A 20,110-nucleotide genomic window follows, 5' to 3' on the forward strand; every position below is an offset into this window, starting at 1 on the left:
CGCGTCAATCACTTCCTTCTGCTCGTTTCTCACTGACCTGCGAGCGTCATGCCTTCGATGGCGAAGGTGGGCGCGGCGACGCCGAACTTGCGGTCGATGTCGTTGGCCGGCGTCAGGCGCATGAACATGTCCTTGAGGTTCGAGGCGATCGTCACCTCCGATACCGGGAAGGCGAGCTCGCCGTTTTCGATCCAGAAGCCGGTGGCGCCGCGGCTATATTCGCCGGTGAGCATGTTGACGCCGTGGCCGATCAGTTCGGTGACGTAAAAGCCGTTGCCGACGCTGCGGATCAGTTCCTCCGGCGAGATGTCGCCGGGTTCCAGCGCAAGGTTGGTGGAGGACGGCGAAACGGCGGTGCCGCCGCGCACGCCGCGGCCGTTGGTCTGAAGTCCGAGCTCGCGGCCTGTCGAGGTCGAAAGAAACCAGTGCTTCAGGACACCGTCCTCGATCATCACCAGCCGCTCGCCGGACACGCCCTCGCCGTCGAAAGGCCGCGAGGCGGGGCCGCGCACGATCAGCGGATCGTCGGTGATCGACAAGCCCGACTTCAGCACCTGCTGACCCATCCTGTCGCGCAGGAAGCTGGTCTTGCGGGCGACGGCGGCGCCATTGATCGCGCCGGCAATATGGCCGACGAAACCGCGGGCGACACGCGGGTCGAAGATGACGGTGACGTTCTTGCCGGTCGGAACCTGGCGCGGATTGATACGCTTCACCACCCGTTCGCCGGCACGACGGCCGATTTCGGCGGGATCGTCGAGCTCGGCGTAATAGAGGCGGCTGTCGAAATCATAGTCGCGTTCCATGCCGGTGCCTTCGCCAGCGATGACGCTGACGGAATGGCCGAAACGGGAGCCCATGTAGCTGCCCGCAAAACCGTGCGAGGTGGCCAGAACAAGGCCGCCCATGCCGCCGGATGCGCCGGCGCCGGAGGAATTGGTCACACCCTTGACCGCAAGGGCCGCCGTCTCGGCGGCAAGAGCGGCCTCGCGCAGCATCTCGGAGGAGACCTCGGTGGCGTCGAACAATTGCAGGTCGGGATAGGATTTCGCAAGGCTCGCCTCATCGGCGAGGCAGGCGAAGGGGTCTTCCGGCGAGACTTTGGCCATGGCGACGGCACGTTCGGCAAGCGCCTGCAGATCGAAGCCGGGATTGGCCGAAACGCTGGCGACACGCTTGCCGATGAAGACCCGCAGCGAAAAATCGTCGCTTTCGGAGGATTCCGTTCCCTCGACCTTGCCAAGACGGACGCTGACCGATTGCGAACGCGAGCGAACGACGACGGCGTCGGCGGCGTCGGCCCCTGCCTTCCTTGCCAGATCGATCAATTGACTTGCGCGGGAAAGAAGTGTCGAGGAATCAATTTCAGAGGACATGATTTGGCCTTTCCTTCGGCTTCCATTTATTGTGCACTCTCCCAAGCATCAAGGCCGCCGCCGCCGATTCTTTATCGGGACTGCCTGCGTGCCCCCGCCACCCGAAAGAATTGTCAGCATGTCAGCGCCCAACGCCCTCTTTTCCGAAACGATCCTGCTGCTCGGCGGCGCGGTGGTCGCCGCGCCGATCTTCAAGAAGCTCGGGCTAGGCACCGTCCTCGGCTATCTCGCCGCCGGTATCGTCATCGGTCCTGTTTTCCACGGCATTACCGACGGCGAACAGATCCTCGGTGTCGCCGAGCTCGGTGTCGTCTTCCTGCTGTTCATTATCGGGCTGGAGTTGAAGCCCAGCCGCCTCTGGCAGATGCGGCGCGACATTTTCGGCCTCGGCACGGGCCAGGTGGTGGTGACGGGACTGGCGCTGACCGCGCTCGCCTGGACCTCCGGCGTTGTCGACTGGCGCGGCAGCATCGTCGCCGGCTTCGGCCTGGCGCTGTCATCGACGGCCTTCGCCATGCAGATCCTCGAGGGCGACGGCGACGTCAATACGAGATACGGGCAGCGCTCCTTCTCGATGCTCTTATTCCAGGACCTGGCGATCGTGCCGCTCTTGGCGCTGATCTCCGTGCTCGACGGCGGCGGCAAGGGCAGCAATGCGCCGCTCACCGATTTTGCCGTCGCCGTCGGCGCCGTGGCGGCAATGGTGGTTGCCGGACGCTACCTGCTGACGCCGCTCTTCCAGGTCATCGCCCGCACCGGCGCCCGCGAGGCGATGATCGCCGCCGCCCTCTTCGTCGTCATGGGATCGGCGAGCCTGATGCAGCTTGCCGGACTATCGATGGCGATGGGCGCCTTTCTCTCCGGCGTGATGCTGGCCGAATCCTCCTACCGGCACGAGCTGGAGGCCGATATCGAGCCGTTCCGCGGCGTACTGCTCGCCATCTTCTTCATCGCCGTCGGCCTGTCGCTGGAGCTCGACGTTCTCTTCGACAACGCGCTCTTCGTCATCGTCGCCGTGCCGATCGTCATGGCCGTCAAGGCGACCATCATCTATGGGCTCTGCCGTATCTCCGGCTCGCCGCACGATGACGCAATCCGCATTGCCTTCCTGCTGCCGCAGGGCGGCGAATTCGGCTTCGTGCTGTTCACAACGGCGGGTGCGGCCGGGCTGATGTCGACTAGCACGGCATCGCTGCTGGTGGCGATCGTCACGCTCTCCATGGCGCTGACGCCGATCGGGGCGGCGCTGTCGAAGCGGCTGCTCAACGGCGACGAACATGAGGAGCTGGACGAGGACTTCGAGGGCGCCGGCGCCGACGTGCTGATGGTCGGCTTCTCGCGTTTCGGCCAGATTGCCGCGCAGATCCTGCTGGCCGGCGGGCGCAGCGTCACCGTCATCGAGTTTTCGGCGGACCGCATCCGCCAGGCCTCCTCCTTCGGCTTCCGCATCTATTTCGGCGACGGCACCCGCAAGGACGTGCTGCGCTCCGCCGGCATCGACCGGGCAAAGATCGTGCTCGTCTGCACGCAGAAGAAGGAGGTCACCGACAAGGTGGTTGAGCTGGTGCAGGCGGATTATCCGCACACCAGGCTCTATGTGCGTTCCTACGACCGCATCCATTCGATCGAACTGCGCAACAAGGGCGTCGATTACGAGCTGCGCGAAACGCTGGAATCCGGCCTGCTCTTCGGACGGCGGACGCTGGAAGCGCTCGGCGTTCCCGAGGTCGACGCCCATGAGATCGGCGAGGATATCCGCAAACGCGACGAGGCGCGGCTCGCCCTGCAGGTTTCGGAGGGGCTGCAAGCCGGGCGCGACATGCTGTTTTCCCACCCGGTTCGCCCCGAACCGCTGGTCAAGCCGAAACGCGCCGCCGATCCCTTCGAGGATGATCCGCTGGCGGGCACCGCGGATGCGACGGCGGAGGCCTGATCGCCGCTGGCCGGTTTGTTAAATTGACGCATTGAATATCCGCTCGCCGGCGTCTATCAACCGGGCGATCGGAGCAATCCAAGAGGCAGACTTGATCAGACGGGCGAGACAGATGGAACACTGGGCACTGCGCATCCTGTGCGCCGTCGCGCTGGTGTTTGTCGGGCTCGCTCATCAGGCTCCCATCGTAGCCGCCGGCGAGGCCGGTCCGGCTGAAATCGCCCAATATGTGCTTCCCGATGGAACGCTGCCGACGCTTTGCGTCACCGTCAGCGACAAGTCCGATCAAGGCCGGCACGACAAGAGCCATACGCATGGTTGCGAGGCCTGCCGGATCGGCGCCTCGATCCTGCTGCCGGCGCCGGCCGATGTCGCCGGTGCTCCGATACCCTTTGCGGTCGCGGTCGAACTGCCGATCCGAGCCGAAAGCTTCCCTCGCCGGCTTTTCCCGCCCAATAGCGGTCCGCGCGCTCCCCCTTCCGATCCTATCCTCGCCTGAACCTCGTGTTGCGGCAGGCGCCGTGACGCCTTTCAACGCCGGCCGAGTTGCGTCCCGCAGTCAGCCGCGGATAGGATCCATCCTCATGTCGACCATTACTGCCGCTGGACCGGCGGAGGACGCCGCCAGCGGCGTTTCGCTCTACCGCGCTATCTGGCGCTGGCATTTCTTTGCCGGGCTTCTCGTCATCCCCTTCATGCTCAATCTGGCTGTGACCGGATCGCTCTATCTCTTTAAGGAGGAGATCAACAACAGCGTCTTCGGCTACCGCTACATCGTCCAGCCGGCCGGCCAGGCGCTGCCGGCGGAGCAGGTTGCTGAGATCGCCGCCGCCGCCGTGCCGGGCTCGACGGCGACCTCCTACAAGGACCCGGCCGGACCCGAGCGATCGGCCATCGTCACCGTCGCGAGCGATGCCGGCGCCACGCTGGTCTTCGTCAACCCCTATGACGGCAAGGTGCTCGATGTGGTCGGATCGACCGACGAGTTCAATTATGTCGTCAAGCGCATCCACAGCCTGGCCTTTTTCGGCGGTACAACGAACCGGCTGATTGAGATCACCGGCGGCTTTGCCATGGTGCTCGTCGTCACCGGCATCTATCTCTGGTGGCCGCGCCGCCAGACGGGTGGTGTCGTCAGTGTGCGGGGAACGCCGGGCCGCCGGGTTTTCTGGCGCGACCTGCATGCGGTGACGGGCGCCTTCGCCGGTGTGCTGATCTTCTTCCTGGCGATCACAGGCATGCCGTGGTCGGGCTACTGGGGCGCGAACGCCAATGCCTGGCTGACCGAACACGGCCTCGGCTATCCCGTCCAGCTCTGGGATGACGTGCCGAAATCGCTGAAGGTCACCGAGGACATCCTGCCGAAAAGCGGCTGGATCATCGAGAAGGCGCCGGTTCCGCTTTCCGATATTGCCAGAGCGCAATCGGCCAAGCCAATCGGTCTCGACAAAGCCGTGGAGATCGCCAGGCGCCTGGGCATGGCGCCGGGCTTCGACATGGCGATCCCCTCCGACGAGACCGGTGTCTATACCGCCTCGCTCTTTCCCGACGATCTCGCCGACGAACGCACCATCCATATCGACCAGTATTCCGGCAAACCGCTGATCGATATCGGCTTCAACCAATATCCGTTCCTCGGAAAGATGATCGAATGGGGCATCAATGTCCACCAGGGACAGGAATGGGGGCGTTTCAACCAGTCGCTGATGCTCGCAACCTGCCTGGCAATCGTGCTCAGCTGCGTGACTGGTGTCATCATGTGGTGGAAACGGCGCCCGGCCGGCCGACTCGGCGTGCCGCCCATGCCGCCGAAGCGCTCGGTCTATTACGGCCTGTGGGTGATTACCACCATCTTCGCAGTCGCCTTCCCGATGAGCGGGCTCGCCATTGTTGCCATGATCGCCTTCGACCAGATCGTCGTGCGCTTCGTACCCGTGTTGAAACGCGTTCTCGCTTGAGGGAGACCATTCGATGAAGACGATCATTGCACTTCTTGCCTGCATGCTCTTCGCATCCATGGCATCAGCGGATGACGATCCACTGCAGGCGATCCCGGCAAGGCTGAAGCTGCTGTTCGAAACGCCTGATAAGCCATTGGACATCGCCCCGGTCGTCGTCGAGGCCGATTGGGCGATCGCCGGCTGGCGACAGGACGGGCGCGGTGGACGCGCCCTCTTGAAAAAGACGCATCATGGCTGGAGCATCTATCTCAGCAGCGGCGACAGCCTGAAGGATGCGGGGACGCTGGAGAAGATCGGGCTCTCGGCAAATGATGCCACTGAGCTGGCTGCGAAACTGAAAGATGCCGAAGCCGGTCTCGATCCCTCCGCGCTGGCGCTGTTCTCAAGCTTCGAAGGCACGGTCATGATGATGAACGAGGCATCGAACGGCGCCGGCGGCGGCCATGAGGGCCATGCCCAATAATACTGTGTTCTAGCGCTTCAGCCGCGCTTCGATTTCCCGGTCGAGGGCGAATTTCAGGTCGTCCTTGACGCCGACGGACATGGCGAGCACGTCGCGCGCCTTCAAGAAATCCATAACGCCGGTGCGGCCGACGGCTGGGCGCAGGAAGATGTGCGGCGCGCGGAGCTTCAGCTTCAGCGTTATCGCCGTCTGCATCATCAGCTGGCCCGAGCCGAAGATGCTTTCCATGCGGTTCGGAATATGGGTGCCGTCGCCTTCCGGCGCGCCGACGACATCGATGCCGACGACGATGTCGGCAAGATCCATCAGCGGTTCATAGGGCACCGGATTGCTGATGCCGCCGTCGATCATCACCCGGCCGCGCAGGCGCACTGGCATGAAGACGGCGGGTATGGCGGACGAGGCGGCGAGTGCCGGAAACAGCTCGCCCTCTTCGATGATGACTTCGTTCTGTCCGTAATAATCCGTGGTGATGACTTTCATCGGCACCAGCAGATCCTCAAAGCGGGCCGGCAACTCGGCCGGCAGAAAGGCTTTCAAGATCCGCTCCAGATTGAACTGGCCGATGCGGATGCCCTTGGCCACCGCATCACGCACCGTCGCCGGCCTAAGCCCCCAGATGCGGGCGACGACGGCCGTCTTGTTGCCGACGGTCGTCAGCGCATGTTCGCGGATTTCGGCTCCCGACATGCCGGCGGCCATGCCGGCCCCCATGATCGCGCCCATCGACGAGCCCGATATCGCCACCGGGCGAATGCCGAGTTCGTCGAGCGTCTCGATGATATGGATATGGGCAAGTCCCCGCGCGCCGCCGCCGCCGAAAGCGACAGCGACCGTCGGAAGATCGCTGATCGCCGGCAGTTTCGGGCTGATGATCTCTGCCTGCTGCACGCCCCGCCCCCGCTTATTGCGGCTGATACCGGAAGAAATGCACCCTCGTATCGCCAAAGATGCGGTTTTCGAGGAAGACATAGGAAGGATGCACGGAAACGACAATATCGGCGCGTTCTTCGAGCACCGCGATCGCGCCTGGCCTGAGCCAGCCGCCTTGCGCCGCCGCCGCCATCGCCTTCTCCCCGAGACCCTTGCCATAGGGCGGATCGGCAAACAGCACGTCGAAGGCTTCGAGATTGCCGACGCTGCCGAGATCGGTGGCATCGCGGCGCAGGATGCGCGTGCGGCCGTGCAGGCCGAGCGCATCGATGTTTTCCCAAAGCAGCGCCCTGCCCTCGACGCTGTTTTCGACGAAGAGCGCATGGCGACAGCCGCGCGACACGGCTTCGAGGCCGACGGCGCCGGTGCCGGCGAAAAGGTCGAGGATCCGGGTGCCGTCGACGCATTCCGGATAGGCATGGCTCAATATATTGAACAGGCTCTCGCGTGTCCGGTCGGCAGTCGGCCGGATATCGTTGGACTTTGGCACGGCGAGAGGCCGTCCGCGAAACTCACCGCCGACGATCCGCACCGCGCGTCATGCCCTTTCCTTTTGCACCACCTCTGGACGGGCCGCCCGCAGGCCTGTCGCCGCCCGGCCTGTCACTGCCTGGCTTGCCCTTCGGCTTGCCGGAGAAACTCTTAGATCCACCCGGCTTGGCGCCAAAGCTCTTGCCACGGGGCTTGTCCCCCGAAGGCTTATCGCCGAACGATCTTTCGCCGCGCGGACGCTCTGAGCGGCCCTCACCGGCAAAACTTCTGGCTGCCCGCGGGCGCTCATCACCGTCCTCGCGCGGTCTGCGGTCGCCACGCGGCTTGTCGCCGAAGGGGCGGTCGCCACGCGAAGGACGATCGCCGAAAGGCCGGTCGCCGCGCGGACGCTCCGAACGGGCTTCGCCGGTGGAGGCTCTGGCGGCACGAGGACGCTCGTCGCCATCCGCACGCGGCTTGCGGTCACCGCGCGGCTTGTCGCCGAAGGGCCGGTCACCACGCGACGGACGATCGCCGAAAGGCCGGTCGCCACGCGGACGTTCCGGCCGGCTTTCGCCGGCAGAGCTTCTGGCACGCGGACGTTCGTCACCCGCGTCGCGCGGGCGGCGTTCACCGCGCGCCGGGCGGTCGCCAAAGCCGCGATCCTCGCGCGCCGGGCGATCCCCGAAAGAGCGCTTGCGGCCGGAGCCTTCGCCCTCATCCTTGCGGTGAGGCTGCTCGCTCGAGCGGATCCATTCGCCGTCCTCTTCGCGCACGCGATTGATCTGTGTGCGCGGACGATCCTCGATATGGTGGGAACCGGTGCCCTTTGCCGGCCGCTCTTCGCCGCGCCGGCGCGCGGTCTGCGCGTTCTTAGCGGCTTTCGCGGCCGCCTTTTCGCCGAGCGGCCGGGCGCCAGGCGCCATCCACACATTGGCGCTGCGGCGCTGGCCGAGCGGCTGGGGACGCTTCGGCTTGTCGTCGTCGAAGCGGCCGCCATCGCGGCGGTCGTCATCTCTGCGTCCGCCGCCGCGGCGATCGTCGCGCTTGGTGTCGAGGCGGCTCAGCGCTCGTTCGCGCTTGTCCTCATCGCGGCGCGGCCGCTCGCGTTTTTCCGGTACTGGGGCTTGCGCCTCTTCCTCGGCGGCAACGGCCGGCGCATTGTAGATCGGTGCATCGAAATTCGCCTTGGCTTCCTCGATCAGGCGCGGGCCGAGCTGATCGCGCAGCGTGCGGCCACGTACTTCGATGACATGGCCTTCCGGCAAGTCGCCGAGCTGGAACGGACCATAGGAAATGCGGATCAGGCGGTTGACGTCGAGGCCGAGCGCGCCCATCACGTTCTTGATTTCGCGGTTCTTGCCTTCGCGCAGGCCCATGGTGATCCAGACATTCGAGCCTTGCGTGCGGTCGAGCGTCGCCTCGATCGAGCCATAGAGCACGCCGTCGACGGCAATACCGTCCTTCAGCTTGTCGAGCGCCTCCTGATCGATCTCGCCATGGGCGCGGACGCGGTAGCGGCGCAACCAGCCGGTCGCCGGCAGCTCGAGCGCGCGGGCAAGACCACCATCATTGGTCAGCAGCAGCAGGCCTTCGGTGTTGATATCGAGACGGCCGATCGACATGACGCGCGGCAGTTCTTCCGGCAGGTTGTCGAAGACGGTCGCGCGGCCTTCCGGATCGGCATTGGTGGTCACCAGCCCGGCCGGCTTATGATAGAGCCACAGCCTGGTGCGCTCGATGCCGCGGATCGGCACACCGTCGACCTCGATGCGGTCGGCAAGCGTGACGTTGACGACGGGAGTTTCGAGAACCCTGCCGTTCAGCGTCACCCGGCCTTCCATGATCATGCGTTCGATGTCGCGGCGAGAGGCGACGCCGGCGCGCGCCATCACTTTGGAAATGCGTTCGGCCTTGGCCTCGCTCTCGGTTTCGGGCGCAGTCGGGCGCGCGGCTGCAGCCTTTGCCGGCTTCGCGCCACCCGCTTTCGGACCGGCCTTGGTCCCGGCGTCGCGTGAAAAGGGCTTTGCGCCCGGGCGTTTTGGCTTGTCTTTGGATGTCATTTGTTGTTTGCCTGCCTTTTGGGCCTGTCTATCAGGTCACGCATCTGCGGTTAAGTGGAAATTCTTGCGATCGTGAAGACAAATCGTTTCATGGAGATGGCGCTCGAAGAGGCGCGCGCCGCCGGTGAACGCGGCGAGGTACCGATCGGCGCCGTCGTCGTCATCGACGATATTGCGGTTTCACGCTCGGGAAACCGAACGCGCGAACTCAATGACGTCACCGCCCATGCCGAAATCGCCGCAATCCGGCTCGCTTGCGAAGCGCTCGGGCAGGAACGGCTTGCCGGCGCCGATCTCTATGTGACGCTGGAGCCTTGCACCATGTGCGCGGCAGCCATCTCGTTTGCGCGTGTCCGCAGGCTCTATTACGGCGCCGAGGACCCGAAGGGCGGCGCCGTCGACAATGGCGTGCGATTCTATGCGCAGCCGACCTGCCACCACGCCCCGGAGGTCTATTCCGGCCTCAACGAGGTCCAGTCGGCCGAGATATTGCGGAAGTTCTTTTCGCAAAAGAGAGAGGCGCCGTAGCTCTCCAGGGCGCGACGCGGTCATCTTCGGCCGCGTGCCGCGACCGTCCGGTTGGTGCGAATGGCTGCCCCTCACCCTAACCCTTACCGGGGTCGAGCCACTGGTCTCGACCCGTCCTGCGGACCCCCGCTTGCGGGGCGAGGGGACGTGCCCGGCGAGGGGGTGGGGAACGGAGAGGTTGCGGCATGGTCCCTTCGCCCCGCGCGCGGGGAGAAGGTGGCGGCAGCCGGATGAGGGGCTGCCCTCGCCGAAGACCTGGGACGGCGCTAAACCCTGGGACAGGCCGCTATTGCAGGAAGTTCCACCACTGCTTGCCGCTGTTGGCGATCGCCGCGTCCTTCTTGCGCTTTTTCTGCTTCTTGAGCTCGGGCTCGCCGACATCGTCGAGCTTTGCCGGGTCGTCGACGGTGCGGTAGCCGGGCGGCGGATCGGAAATATAGCGGCGCTGATCGACGTAGGAGCCCTTCTGCAGGGCGCGGGCCTCGCGATAGGCCTGGGTCTGGGCTTCCGTCGTGCGCCGGCCGCCTTCGATGGCCGAGCTGGCGAGCGGTGACCGGTAGTTCGGATTGTCGGAGTTCGCGTCCGCCTCGGAAACGAGGCGGGCGCGGGTTTCCTCCGGCGATTCAAGCCATTGCGGATTGTCCTTGTTCGCAACCGTCTGCTGCGGTTGAACGAGGGTCTCCCTCTGCCCCTCAGCCGGCAGCACCAGCGTCGGGCGCGGCGTGTACTTGACGCCTTTGTTCTTCGGATCCGGCCCGGTCAAAGACACGGACTGGCCGAGATCGTCAGTCAACTGCTCCATGGCGGTCTTGTCGGTGCCGTAGGTCGGGCTGCTGGCGCAGCTGGAAACCAGGGAGCATCCCGCCACCACAACAGACAGGCAGGCGCCCATACGGAACCAATGCGTTGCGAACATGAAAACCCTTCCAGCCACCGGTGCAATCGTTGCCCAACCGGACAACCGTCCCCCTGACGCAAAAATCCGGCCATTTTCAGGCAGCTTTTACCGGATGAACGCCACAAAGGCAATTCACCCGGCAAATATCTTCAGGCGCGGATGCCGAGTTCGCGCAATGCCGCAGCGTCACGCGCCGAGACGTCGGGATAATCAGGATCGGAGCCGACATCGGTGGTGATGCGCCAGGAACGCGCGCATTTGACACCCTCGGCGAGCTTCGGCACGACCGCGACATCAGGCACTTCGGCAAGGCGGAAGGCTTCCGCCGGACCGGCGTCCGCCTTGATTGTGATGCCCGAGGTGATGCAGACTTCACTGAAGTCCTGACCCTCGATCGCCTTGCGAAGCTCGGCATCGGCGATGTGGACGACGGGAGCCGCTTCCAGCGAGGAGCCGATGCGCTTGTCCTTGCGCTCGATTTCCAGCGCGCCGGTCACCACCGAACGCACGGCGCGGATCTTCTTCCACTTCTCGGCCAGGGCATCGTTGCGCCATTCCTTTGCAACAGGAGCGAACTGCTCCAGATGCACGGAAACGGCGGACGGATTGCGCGACAGCCAGGCCTCCTCAGTGGTGAAGGGCAGCATCGGGGCAAGCCAGGTCACCATGCAATCGAAGATCTGGCGGATGACGTGCAGGCTGGCGCGCCGGCGCAGGCTCGACGGCGCGTCGCAATAAAGCGCATCCTTGCGGACATCGAAATAGAAGGCCGAAAGCTCGACATTGGCGAAATCGATCAACGCGCGGGCGATCTTCTTGAAATCGAACGCGTCGTAGTTTTCGCGCACCAGCTGATCGAGCTCGGCCAGCCGATGCAGCATCAGCTGCTCCAGCTCCGGCAGATCGGCAAGCGCGATCTCCTCGCCCTTGTCATGGGCCAGCGTGCCGAGCATCCAGCGGATGGTGTTGCGCAGCTTGCGATAGGCGTCGACATTGGTCTGAATGATCGTCTTGCCGACGCGCAGGTCGTCGGCATAGTCCGAGGTCATCACCCAGAGGCGCAGGATGTCGGCGCCGGCGTCCTTCATCACCTCCTGCGGAGCGGTGACGTTGCCCTTCGACTTCGACATCTTCTCGCCCTTCTCGTCCATGGTGAAACCATGGGTAAGGACGGCGTCGTAAGGCGCGCGGCCGCGGGTGGCAGCCGATTCCAGGAGCGAGGAATGGAACCAGCCGCGATGCTGGTCGGAGCCCTCGAGATAGAGATCGGCCGGCCATTTCAGGTCGGGGCGGTCTTCCAGCGTGAAGGTGTGCGTCGATCCCGAATCGAACCAGACATCGAGGATATCCATGACCTGCGACCACTTGGCCGGGTCATGCTCGTTGCCGAGGAAGCGTTCCTTGGCGCCTTCGGCAAACCAAGCGTCGGCGCCCTCGGCGTCGAAAGCCTCAAGGATGCGGGCGTTGACGGCCTCATCCTGCAGCACGGCGCCATGCTCGTCGACGAAGACGCAGATCGGCACGCCCCAGGCGCGCTGACGGGAAAGCACCCAGTCCGGCCGCTGCTCGATCATGGCGCGCAGGCGGTTCTGGCCGGCAGCCGGCACGAAACGGGTATCGTCGATCGCGGTGAGCGCACGGCTGCGCAGCGTCGTTCCATCCGGCAGCGTCTTGTCCATATAGACGAACCACTGCGGCGTGTTGCGGAAGATGACCGGCTTCTTGGAGCGCCAGGAATGCGGATACTGGTGCTTCAGGCGGCCACGGGCAAAGAGCGCGCTACGCTCGATCAGCGCCTTGATGACGCGGTCGTTGGCATCGCCCTTCTTGCCGTTGTCGTCGATGACACGTCCGCCTTCCAGGCCGGGGGCATCGGATGTGTAGAAGCCGCCGTCGTCGACCGGGAACGGGATCTTGGTCTCGATGCCGCGCGCCTCGATCTCGCGGGCATGCGCCATCCAAACGTCGAAGTCTTCGCGGCCGTGGCTGGGTGCGGTATGAACGAAGCCCGTACCGGCATCGTCGGTGACATGGTCGCCCTCGAGCAGCGGCACGGCAAATTCATAGCCGCCGCCGAGACCATTGAGCGGATGGGCGCAGGTGAGGCCGGCGAGATCGCCAGCCGTAACGTCACCAAGACGCTTGTACTGAAGCTTCGCCTTGGCGAAGGATTCCTCAGCCAGCTTGTCAGCGAAGATCAGCTTCTCGCCCGGGCGCGGGCCAAAATCATTCTCGGCAGCCGTGACTTCATAGAGGCCGTAGGCAACTCGCGAGGAATAGGCGATCGCCCGGTTGCCGGGGATCGTCCAGGGCGTGGTCGTCCAGATGACGACGGAGGCATCCTTCACGCCATCGGAACCTTTCCCGACCGGGAACTTCACCCAGATCGTGTCACTCTCATAGTCGTGGTACTCGACTTCGGCTTCGGCAAGCGCGGTGCGTTCCACCACCGACCACATGATCGGCTTGGAGCCGCGATAGAGCTGGCCGCTTGCGGCGATCTTCAACAGCTCGCCGGCGATGCGGCTTTCCGCGTGAAAATTCATCGTCAGATACGGGTTGTCGAAATCGCCGACGATGCCAAGACGCTGGAACTCGTCGCCCTGGACCTTGATCCATTTTTCGGCATAGGCGCGGCACTCGCGGCGGAACTCGATCATCGCCGCCGGCTCCTTGAGATCCGGCTTGGCCTTGCCCTTGGCGCGATAGTTCTCCTCCTCGATCTTCCATTCGATCGGCAGGCCGTGGCAATCCCAGCCGGGCACGTAGTTGGCGTCAAAGCCTCGCATCTGGAACGAACGGTTGATGACGTCCTTGAGGATCTTGTTCAGCGCGTGGCCGATATGGATGTTGCCGTTGGCATAGGGCGGGCCGTCATGCAGGACGAATTTTTCGCGGCCGGCGGCAGACGCCCGCAGTTTCTTGTAGAGATCCATCTCCTGCCAGCGCTTGACGAGCTCCGGCTCCTTCTGCGGCAGGCCGGCGCGCATCGGGAAATCGGTTTCGGGCAAATAGAGGGTCTTCGAGTAATCGATTTTTTCGGCTGTGTCGGTCATATCGGGACAATCGTTTCTGGCGGCCCAGGAAGGGGGCGCAAAGGCGTGAAAAAGCTGGTGACGGAAGCGCTTGTATCCAAGCGCCGAAAACCCGGACCTCCCGGCCGCTTAGCGCGCGCGGAAGGCCGGGCCGATAATTCGTATCGTGATCGCCAGCCGAAATTTTCTCATCGGGCCGGTTCATAGGCGTTTTTGCCGGGAAAAGGAAGAGAAGAATTCGCAGCCAAGCAATCGGCATCACTAACTGCAACTGCCAACCTATTAGTCTCCAGAAGAACAGACCGGCTGGAAACCGCCGGCAGCCTGCGATATAATCTGACTATCTGACCAGATTCGATTGCGGGCGTTGGGACATGAGAAAAGTCATAAAGCAAAGCTGGAAGCTCGAGGACGCCAAAGCGCGCTTCAGCGAAGTCGTGCGCCGTGCCCGCAGCGAAGGGCCACAGCGCGTCACAGTGCGCGGCAAAGACAGCGTCGTCATCATCAGCGTCGAAGAACTCGAACGGTTGACGAAGGCCGAGCCCAAAAAGCCCCTGGTCGACTTCATGGAGAGCCTCGCTCTGAAAGAGCTCGATCTGGAGCGGGAGCCCGATTACGGGCGGGACGTCGAACTGTGATCGGATGGCTGCTCGACACCAACGTCATTGCGGCGCTGATCAATCCGAACGGCGCGCCCTCCGTGAAGTCCTGGGCTGCCGCGCAGGACGAGAACCAGATGTTCATCAGCGTGCTCACCCTCGCAGAATATGACAAATGCATCGAAAACCTGCCTGAAGACGACCGGAACCGCTATCGCTATATAGCGGCGCGCGACGCTCTGCAGGAGCGGTTCTCACAGCGTACTCTCTCGCTGAGCGACGCGGGCGTCAGGCATTGGGGTGCTATTTCAGGGCTCACAAAACTGCGAACCGGACATACGCCGCCGGTCATCGACACGATGCTGGCCGCCACCGCCATCGAGCACAATCTCTATCTGGTGACGCGGAACGTAAAGGATACGCGCTTCTCCGGCGCGGCAGTTTTCGATCCGTGGACAAACGATCCGGATCAATTTCCATTGAGCCGGAAATAATCGAAGACAAGCACATTTTACCGTGGCTCAGGAAAAGCAAAGCTTCCGGTCGAGGTCTCCGAGCGGCTTGACACCCGCCAGCAGCGCCCTCGCCTCCTCTTCGTCGCGCCTGATCTGAGCGACGAGCGGATCGAGGCCGTCGAATTTCAGCTCCGGTCTAATATAGCCGAAGAAGGAGACGGCGCAGAGCTGGCCGTAGAGATCGCCGCTGAAATCGAAAAGAAAGGTTTCGAGCAGCGGCGCGCCATTTTCCGTCACCGTCGGGCGGCGGCCGTAGCTTGCGACCGCGTCGTGGAGCGTTCCGTCCTGGCGGCGGAAGCGGACGGCGTAGATGCCGGCGGCAAGCTCGGCCTCCGGCGGCAGGCGCATGTTGGCGGTGGGAAAGCCAAGCTGCCGGCCGAGTTTTTCGCCGTCGATCACCTCCGCCTCGACGGTATAGCGGTAACCGAGCATGCCGGCGACTTCGCTGACATTGCCATCCTTCAGCAACGCGCGGATATGGCTCGACGAGACGACATCGGCGTTTTCGTCGCGGAAGGCATCGATCAGAGTGACGCCGAAGCCGTAGGTCTGGCCGGCATTCATCAGGAAGGCCGGACCGCCTTCGCGGCCGCGGCCGAAGTGGAAATCGAAGCCGGTGACGACTTCGGAGGCGCCGAGCCAATCCTTCAGGATCGAATGGATGAAATCATCGGCCGAGCGCTGCGAGAATTCGTAGTCGAAGGGATATTCGATGACGGCGTTGAACCCCAGCGTTTCCAGGATGCGGGCCTTGAGCGGCGCGGGTGTGAGGCGGAACACCGGCGTCTGCGGCCGGAAGACGGTGCGCGGATGCGGCTCGAAGGTCAGCACTAGAGCGGGGACGCCGCGCGCCCTGGCGATCTCAAGCGCGCGGTTCAGCACCGACTGATGACCGCGATGCACACCGTCGAAATTGCCGATGGCGATCACCCCGCCCTTGAGATGGGCGGGCAAGGGATCGCGGGTTTCATTGCGGTGGAAGACGGTCATCGGCTGGCTTCTCTTCATGCAAGGCGCGGCATCCACCACTTCGGCGCGGCGTTTTCCCGTTCGAGGTAGGCGTTGAGGATTGCCTCGTCGGTTTCGCCGTTCAAGGTGTATTCCTTGGCGTGGATCCCGCCGCTGATGTAGAGAAGGTCGAGGCCAAAATTCAAGGCGCCGCGGACATCGGTCGGCATGCCGTCGCCGATCGCCAGCACGCGCTCAGTGGGGACATCGCCGCGAAGTTCGCGGGCAGCGGCCAGCGTCGCCTCGTAGATCGGCCGGTGCGGCTTACCGGCGATGCGGGTTTTGCCGCCGAGCTGCTCGTAATAGGCGGCCATGGCGCCGGCGCAGGGAATGATGCGGTGGCCGCGCTCGACGACGAGGTCGGGATTGGCGCAGATCATCGGCACTTCGCGCGCCTGAAAATCCAGAAGCATGTCGGTGTAATCTTCCGGCTTCTCGGTCTCATCGTCGAAAAAGCCGGTGCAGACGAGCGATCGCGCTTCGCCTGCCGGCACCCGCTCGACGCCGATGCCTTCGAGAAGCGCTTTGTCACGCTCGGGGCCGAGCAGAAAGACCGTCTTCGGTCCCTCGGAAATCAGCCCGCGCGTGACGTCGCCCGAGGTGACGATCCTGTCGAAGGCGATGTCAGGCACGCCGATATGAAGCAACTGCTCGACGACCTGCCAGGAAAGGCGCGGCGAATTGGTGATGAGGACGACGGCGAGGCCTCTCTCGCGGGCGGCCTGAAGGGCCGCGGCAGCCTTGGGGAACGGATCGACGCCGTTGTGAACGACGCCCCAGACATCACAGAGCACCACATCATAGCGATCCGTGATCTCAGAGAAGGTTTCTATCCGCTTGGCCATTCCAATATCCCGAGTTGCTGCAGTCACCGGTGACATTGCAAAGGCGCAGGACGATGGCAAGGCATTTTCTTCGCCATCAGCCACCACAAAGCTCAGTCGCGACAATCCGGCGCGTGATCGGCAAGGCTCGGCCGCGACAGAGAGTTCGGCCGAAATCTCCGGCATTTCTCCGGCCTCTTCACAATTCCGGCACAAAAATTCGTGATTGCTATCATTGACTCCTTTCGGAGCCATCCCTAAATGCACGTCGCTAGCACTCACCGCAAGGGAGTGCTAACACCTATCCATGTGGGCCACTCCGGCCCGCGAATGTCATTCGATCGAGGGATTAGACAATGGCAAGCACCAATTTCCGTCCGCTTCACGACCGCGTCGTCGTTCGTCGCGTCGAGTCCGAAGAGAAGACCAAGGGCGGGATCATCATTCCTGACACCGCCAAGGAAAAGCCGCAGGAAGGCGAAATCGTCGCCGTCGGTTCCGGCGCTCGTGACGAGTCCGGCAAGGTCGTCGCACTCGACGTCAAGGCTGGCGACCGCGTGCTGTTCGGCAAGTGGTCCGGCACCGAAGTCAAGATCAACGGCGAAGACCTTCTGATCATGAAGGAAGCCGACATCATGGGCATCATCGGCTGATTGGCCGATCCGCTTTCCCGAAATGACTGACGGGCTTTTGCCCGAACAAATCGAATTCAGGAGTCACAAACATGGCAGCTAAAGAAATCAAGTTTGGCCGCACCGCGCGCGAAAAGATGCTGCGCGGCGTCGACATTCTCGCCGATGCAGTCAAGGTCACGCTCGGCCCGAAGGGTCGTAACGTCATCATCGACAAGTCCTTCGGCGCGCCGCGCATCACCAAGGACGGCGTTTCCGTCGCCAAGGAAATCGAACTCGAAGACAAGTTCGAAAACATGGGCGCCCAGATGGTCCGCGAAGTTGCTTCGAAGACCAACGACATCGCCGGCGACGGCACCACGACTGCAACCGTTCTTGCCCAGGCGATCGTTCGCGAAGGCGCCAAGGCCGTTGCCGCCGGCATGAACCCGATGGACCTGAAGCGCGGCATCGATCTCGCCGTCGCCGAAGTCGTCAAGGATCTCCAGGCCAAGGCCAAGAAGATCAACACGTCGGAAGAAGTCGCCCAGGTCGGCACGATCTCGGCAAACGGCGAGCGCCAGGTTGGCCTCGACATTGCCGAAGCCATGCAGAAGGTCGGCAACGAAGGCGTCATCACGGTTGAAGAAGCCAAGACCGCCGAAACCGAACTCGAAGTCGTCGAAGGCATGCAGTTCGACCGCGGCTACCTCAGCCCCTACTTCGTCACCAACCCGGAAAAGATGGTTGCCGACCTCGAAGACGTCTTCATTCTCCTCCACGAGAAGAAGCTCTCGAACCTGCAGTCGATGCTCCCGGTTCTCGAAGCCGTCGTCCAGACCGGCAAGCCGCTCCTCATCATTGCTGAAGATGTCGAAGGCGAAGCCCTTGCAACGCTCGTCGTCAACAAGCTGCGCGGCGGCCTGAAGATCGCTGCCGTCAAGGCCCCTGGCTTCGGCGACCGCCGCAAGGCCATGCTCGAAGACATCGCCATCCTGACGGGCGGCACTGTCATCTCCGAAGATCTCGGCATCAAGCTCGAATCCGTCACGCTCGACATGCTCGGCCGCGCCAAGAAGGTTTCGATCTCCAAGGAAAACACCACGATCGTCGATGGTTCGGGTGCCAAGTCCGACATCGAAGGCCGTGTTGCCCAGATCAAGGCGCAGATCGAAGAGACCACCTCCGACTACGATCGCGAGAAGCTGCAGGAACGCCTTGCCAAGCTCGCCGGCGGCGTTGCCGTCATCCGCGTCGGCGGTTCGACCGAAGTCGAAGTCAAGGAAAAGAAGGACCGCATCGACGACGCCCTCAACGCGACGCGCGCTGCCGTTCAGGAAGGCATCGTACCGGGCGGCGGCGTTGCCCTGCTGCGCTCCTCCGTCAAGATCACCTCCAAGGGCATCAACGACGACCAGGAAGCCGGCGTCAACATCGTTCGCCGCGCGCTGCAGGCTCCGGCCCGCCAGATCGCTGAGAACGCAGGCGACGAAGCCTCGATCGTTGTCGGCAAGATCCTCGACAAGGATCAGGACAACTGGGGTTACAACGCCCAGACCGGCGAATATGGCGACATGATCGGCATGGGCATCATCGACCCGGTCAAGGTCGTTCGCACCGCCCTGCAGGATGCCGCTTCCGTTGCATCGCTGCTGATCACTACCGAAGCCATGATCGCCGAGCTGCCGAAGAAGGACGCTCCGGCTATGCCGGGCGGCATGGGCGGCATGGGCGGTATGGACATGATGTGATAGGCCAACGGCCTTTCACAGCATCGTCCATGAATCCGCCCATCATCTAAGATGGTTCAGCGCATCGAGCGCGCTGAACTGGCGGTATGGACATGATGTGATAGGCGAAAGCCTGCACTCATTCCGGCATCCGGAACAGGAAGGGCGGCCCTCGGGTCGCCCTTTTTCTTTTGCCACGAACTTCCTTCGAGCGATTCGATCCGTTGCGCGCTATTTTGTGTCGTGCAGCGCATTTGCCGGACGGCCAAGCTTTCCCGAGGCTTGCGCCGCTGCTTGTTTTTCTCTCCACGCAAGATGCGCGCGGTCGCCGCCTTACGGCGATATATCTCCCGCCAAGTGGGGTGAAACGTGGGAAAAGCGCTGAAATTTGGGCTCTGTTCTGTCCAAAAGTGCCTATAGGCCGACAGGATCTCGATCCGAACACCCCTTAAAAAGCCGTTGCCGTTTGTGCAAAAGCTCCTATAAATCCGCGCTGCAATTGAAGTGCGCCCGGCGATCATTTTCGCTGTCAGACGAGCGCGGACGGCGATGCCACAACAGTCGGTTCGAAGGGCTCCGGTTCGGAGGTCCGGATGGCCGCGGCAATGATCGCCGGTATGGGCGCGGGCATTATGCCCGCTGCTGCATGAGCCTGTCTCAGTGTTTGCCGAGCGTGCGGCGGAGGAGCCGCATGCGAACGAGGGAACGCCCGTGTTCAAGATTGCCAAAGCCAATGCAGCCGTACCGTTGCTGCCTGGCTCGATGAACGACAACAATCAACAGCACGAGATGCTGGCGCAGTTTTCTGTTTCCGAAAGCTGGACCTGCGATCTGTCGAGCGGCGTGCTTCATCTCGGCAAGTGGAGCGCCATGCTGCATTGCCTCTCCGCTGAGGAATGCGGATTGCTGAACCTGATACGATGCTACGATTCCGGAGATCGCAGTCACGTGCTGGAACTGTTCGAACAGGCGGCAACACACTGCTCCTCCTTCTGCTTTTCGACGACGATCATCATGCCGAACGGCTTGCGCCAGCCGCTATTCTGCATGGGCGAGTCAAACGGGCTCGAGGAGAAATACAGCGGCAGCCTGGCCGGCGTCTTCGTCTTTCCGCGTTTCAAGCTCGAAGGCGCAAGGCAGATTACCAACCGGCAATAGAGGC

19 protein-coding genes are annotated in these 20,110 nt (G+C 63.2%); 10 read left to right on the forward strand and 9 right to left on the reverse strand.

What is annotated here, in order from left to right:
• Positions 1-29: 29 nt before the first annotated feature.
• A complete protein-coding gene (locus C4N04_RS26390; RefSeq protein ID WP_077991081.1) occupies positions 30-1,376 on the reverse strand; it encodes a TldD/PmbA family protein in 1,347 nt (448 codons plus the stop codon).
• Positions 1,377-1,494: 118 nt separating this feature from the next.
• Here C4N04_RS26390 and C4N04_RS26395 point away from each other — a divergent pair, with 118 nt between their 5' ends.
• From C4N04_RS26395 to C4N04_RS26410, 4 genes are all read left to right on the forward strand, one after another.
• A complete protein-coding gene (locus C4N04_RS26395; RefSeq protein ID WP_106797422.1) occupies positions 1,495-3,309 on the forward strand; it encodes a monovalent cation:proton antiporter-2 (CPA2) family protein in 1,815 nt (604 codons plus the stop codon).
• A 91-nt stretch (positions 3,310-3,400) separates the two neighbouring features.
• The gene (locus C4N04_RS26400) at positions 3,401-3,808 is read left to right on the forward strand and encodes a hypothetical protein (RefSeq protein ID WP_096762647.1); all 408 of its coding nucleotides are present in this window, start codon (positions 3,401-3,403) and stop codon (positions 3,806-3,808) included.
• An 85-nt stretch (positions 3,809-3,893) separates the two neighbouring features.
• Positions 3,894-5,267 (forward strand): PepSY domain-containing protein, encoded by a 1,374-nt coding sequence (locus C4N04_RS26405; protein ID WP_106797423.1) that lies wholly within the window; start codon positions 3,894-3,896, stop codon positions 5,265-5,267.
• 13 nt (positions 5,268-5,280) lie between these two features.
• The gene (locus tag C4N04_RS26410) at positions 5,281-5,733 is read left to right on the forward strand and encodes a copper uptake system-associated protein (RefSeq protein WP_096762649.1); all 453 of its coding nucleotides are present in this window, start codon (positions 5,281-5,283) and stop codon (positions 5,731-5,733) included.
• Positions 5,734-5,742: 9 nt separating this feature from the next.
• Here C4N04_RS26410 and C4N04_RS26415 read toward each other — a convergent pair whose 3' ends face one another.
• The 3 genes from C4N04_RS26415 to C4N04_RS26425 are packed head-to-tail and all read right to left on the reverse strand — an operon-like array spanning position 5,743 to position 9,200.
• Complete coding sequence (locus C4N04_RS26415) at positions 5,743-6,624, reverse strand: patatin-like phospholipase family protein (RefSeq protein ID WP_038687120.1); 882 nt, start codon at positions 6,622-6,624, stop codon at positions 5,743-5,745.
• 13 nt (positions 6,625-6,637) lie between these two features.
• On the reverse strand, positions 6,638-7,198 hold the full coding sequence (rsmD, locus tag C4N04_RS26420) for a 16S rRNA (guanine(966)-N(2))-methyltransferase RsmD (protein WP_039618105.1): 561 nt from the start codon (positions 7,196-7,198) through the stop codon (positions 6,638-6,640).
• Positions 7,179-9,200, reverse strand: coding sequence for a pseudouridine synthase (locus C4N04_RS26425; RefSeq protein WP_106797424.1), 2,022 nt, complete (start codon positions 9,198-9,200; stop codon positions 7,179-7,181). The genes rsmD and C4N04_RS26425 overlap by 20 nt, the downstream gene beginning before the upstream one ends.
• A 90-nt stretch (positions 9,201-9,290) precedes the next feature.
• Here C4N04_RS26425 and C4N04_RS26430 point away from each other — a divergent pair, with 90 nt between their 5' ends.
• A complete protein-coding gene (locus C4N04_RS26430) occupies positions 9,291-9,728 on the forward strand; it encodes a nucleoside deaminase (protein WP_077991088.1) in 438 nt (145 codons plus the stop codon).
• A 286-nt stretch (positions 9,729-10,014) separates the two neighbouring features.
• On the opposite strand, the gene C4N04_RS26435 is transcribed toward C4N04_RS26430, so the two are convergent.
• Both C4N04_RS26435 and ileS read right to left on the reverse strand, forming a co-directional pair.
• Entirely contained in the window at positions 10,015-10,644 is a 630-nt protein-coding gene (locus C4N04_RS26435) for a hypothetical protein (RefSeq protein ID WP_038687111.1), read from the reverse strand.
• A gap of 131 nt (positions 10,645-10,775) precedes the next feature.
• Entirely contained in the window at positions 10,776-13,682 is a 2,907-nt protein-coding gene (gene ileS, locus C4N04_RS26440) for an isoleucine--tRNA ligase (protein ID WP_106797425.1), read from the reverse strand.
• 353 nt (positions 13,683-14,035) lie between these two features.
• Here ileS and C4N04_RS26445 point away from each other — a divergent pair, with 353 nt between their 5' ends.
• Both C4N04_RS26445 and C4N04_RS26450 read left to right on the forward strand, forming a co-directional pair.
• Positions 14,036-14,299: a type II toxin-antitoxin system Phd/YefM family antitoxin gene (locus C4N04_RS26445; RefSeq protein WP_009996202.1), complete on the forward strand. Its 264-nt coding sequence runs from the start codon at positions 14,036-14,038 to the stop codon at positions 14,297-14,299.
• Entirely contained in the window at positions 14,296-14,754 is a 459-nt protein-coding gene (locus C4N04_RS26450; protein ID WP_106797426.1) for a type II toxin-antitoxin system VapC family toxin, read from the forward strand. The genes C4N04_RS26445 and C4N04_RS26450 overlap by 4 nt, the downstream gene beginning before the upstream one ends.
• A gap of 27 nt (positions 14,755-14,781) precedes the next feature.
• Here C4N04_RS26450 and C4N04_RS26455 read toward each other — a convergent pair whose 3' ends face one another.
• Together C4N04_RS26455 and C4N04_RS26460 are read right to left on the reverse strand one after the other, a co-directional pair.
• Complete coding sequence (locus C4N04_RS26455; protein ID WP_096762693.1) at positions 14,782-15,765, reverse strand: bifunctional riboflavin kinase/FAD synthetase; 984 nt, start codon at positions 15,763-15,765, stop codon at positions 14,782-14,784.
• A 14-nt stretch (positions 15,766-15,779) separates the two neighbouring features.
• Positions 15,780-16,628 carry a TIGR01459 family HAD-type hydrolase gene (locus tag C4N04_RS26460; RefSeq protein ID WP_096762654.1) on the reverse strand — a complete coding sequence of 283 codons (849 nt, stop codon included), beginning with the start codon at positions 16,626-16,628 and terminating at the stop codon, positions 15,780-15,782.
• Between the two features lie 335 nt (positions 16,629-16,963).
• Between C4N04_RS26460 and groES the strand changes: the two genes are divergently transcribed.
• Positions 16,964-17,260, forward strand: a complete 297-nt coding sequence (gene groES, locus C4N04_RS26465; protein ID WP_004675403.1) for a co-chaperone GroES — start codon at positions 16,964-16,966, stop codon at positions 17,258-17,260.
• Between the two features lie 71 nt (positions 17,261-17,331).
• Positions 17,332-18,969, forward strand: a complete 1,638-nt coding sequence (gene groL / locus C4N04_RS26470; RefSeq protein ID WP_038687103.1) for a chaperonin GroEL — start codon at positions 17,332-17,334, stop codon at positions 18,967-18,969.
• A 56-nt stretch (positions 18,970-19,025) separates the two neighbouring features.
• Here the strand turns inward: groL and C4N04_RS31645 are convergent, their stop codons facing one another.
• On the reverse strand, positions 19,026-19,469 hold the full coding sequence (locus tag C4N04_RS31645) for a hypothetical protein (protein ID WP_158775597.1): 444 nt from the start codon (positions 19,467-19,469) through the stop codon (positions 19,026-19,028).
• A gap of 190 nt (positions 19,470-19,659) precedes the next feature.
• On the opposite strand from C4N04_RS31645, the gene C4N04_RS26475 reads away from it, so the two are divergent.
• On the forward strand, positions 19,660-20,106 hold the full coding sequence (locus C4N04_RS26475) for a hypothetical protein (protein ID WP_096762694.1): 447 nt from the start codon (positions 19,660-19,662) through the stop codon (positions 20,104-20,106).
• Positions 20,107-20,110: the final 4 nt, after the last annotated feature.

Source organism: Rhizobium sp. H4 (assembly GCF_003013335.1).
In the GTDB taxonomy this organism is placed as follows: Bacteria; Pseudomonadota; Alphaproteobacteria; order Rhizobiales; family Rhizobiaceae; genus Rhizobium; species Rhizobium sophoriradicis.

Coding starts and splice junctions, on each gene's coding strand:
- C4N04_RS26395 (WP_106797422.1), top strand. CDS start 1,495: ATGTCAGCGCCCAACGCCCTCTTTTCCGAAACGATCCTGCTGCTCGGC.
- C4N04_RS26390 (WP_077991081.1), bottom strand. CDS start 1,376: ATGTCCTCTGAAATTGATTCCTCGACACTTCTTTCCCGCGCAAGTCAA.
- C4N04_RS26430 (WP_077991088.1), top strand. CDS start 9,291: ATGGAGATGGCGCTCGAAGAGGCGCGCGCCGCCGGTGAACGCGGCGAG.
- C4N04_RS26405 (WP_106797423.1), top strand. CDS start 3,894: ATGTCGACCATTACTGCCGCTGGACCGGCGGAGGACGCCGCCAGCGGC.
- C4N04_RS26460 (WP_096762654.1), bottom strand. CDS start 16,628: ATGGCCAAGCGGATAGAAACCTTCTCTGAGATCACGGATCGCTATGAT.
- groES (WP_004675403.1), top strand. CDS start 16,964: ATGGCAAGCACCAATTTCCGTCCGCTTCACGACCGCGTCGTCGTTCGT.
- groL (WP_038687103.1), top strand. CDS start 17,332: ATGGCAGCTAAAGAAATCAAGTTTGGCCGCACCGCGCGCGAAAAGATG.
- C4N04_RS26445 (WP_009996202.1), top strand. CDS start 14,036: ATGAGAAAAGTCATAAAGCAAAGCTGGAAGCTCGAGGACGCCAAAGCG.
- C4N04_RS26435 (WP_038687111.1), bottom strand. CDS start 10,644: ATGTTCGCAACGCATTGGTTCCGTATGGGCGCCTGCCTGTCTGTTGTG.
- C4N04_RS26455 (WP_096762693.1), bottom strand. CDS start 15,765: ATGACCGTCTTCCACCGCAATGAAACCCGCGATCCCTTGCCCGCCCAT.
- ileS (WP_106797425.1), bottom strand. CDS start 13,682: ATGACCGACACAGCCGAAAAAATCGATTACTCGAAGACCCTCTATTTG.
- C4N04_RS26410 (WP_096762649.1), top strand. CDS start 5,281: ATGAAGACGATCATTGCACTTCTTGCCTGCATGCTCTTCGCATCCATG.
- C4N04_RS31645 (WP_158775597.1), bottom strand. CDS start 19,469: ATGATCGCCGGGCGCACTTCAATTGCAGCGCGGATTTATAGGAGCTTT.
- C4N04_RS26425 (WP_106797424.1), bottom strand. CDS start 9,200: ATGACATCCAAAGACAAGCCAAAACGCCCGGGCGCAAAGCCCTTTTCA.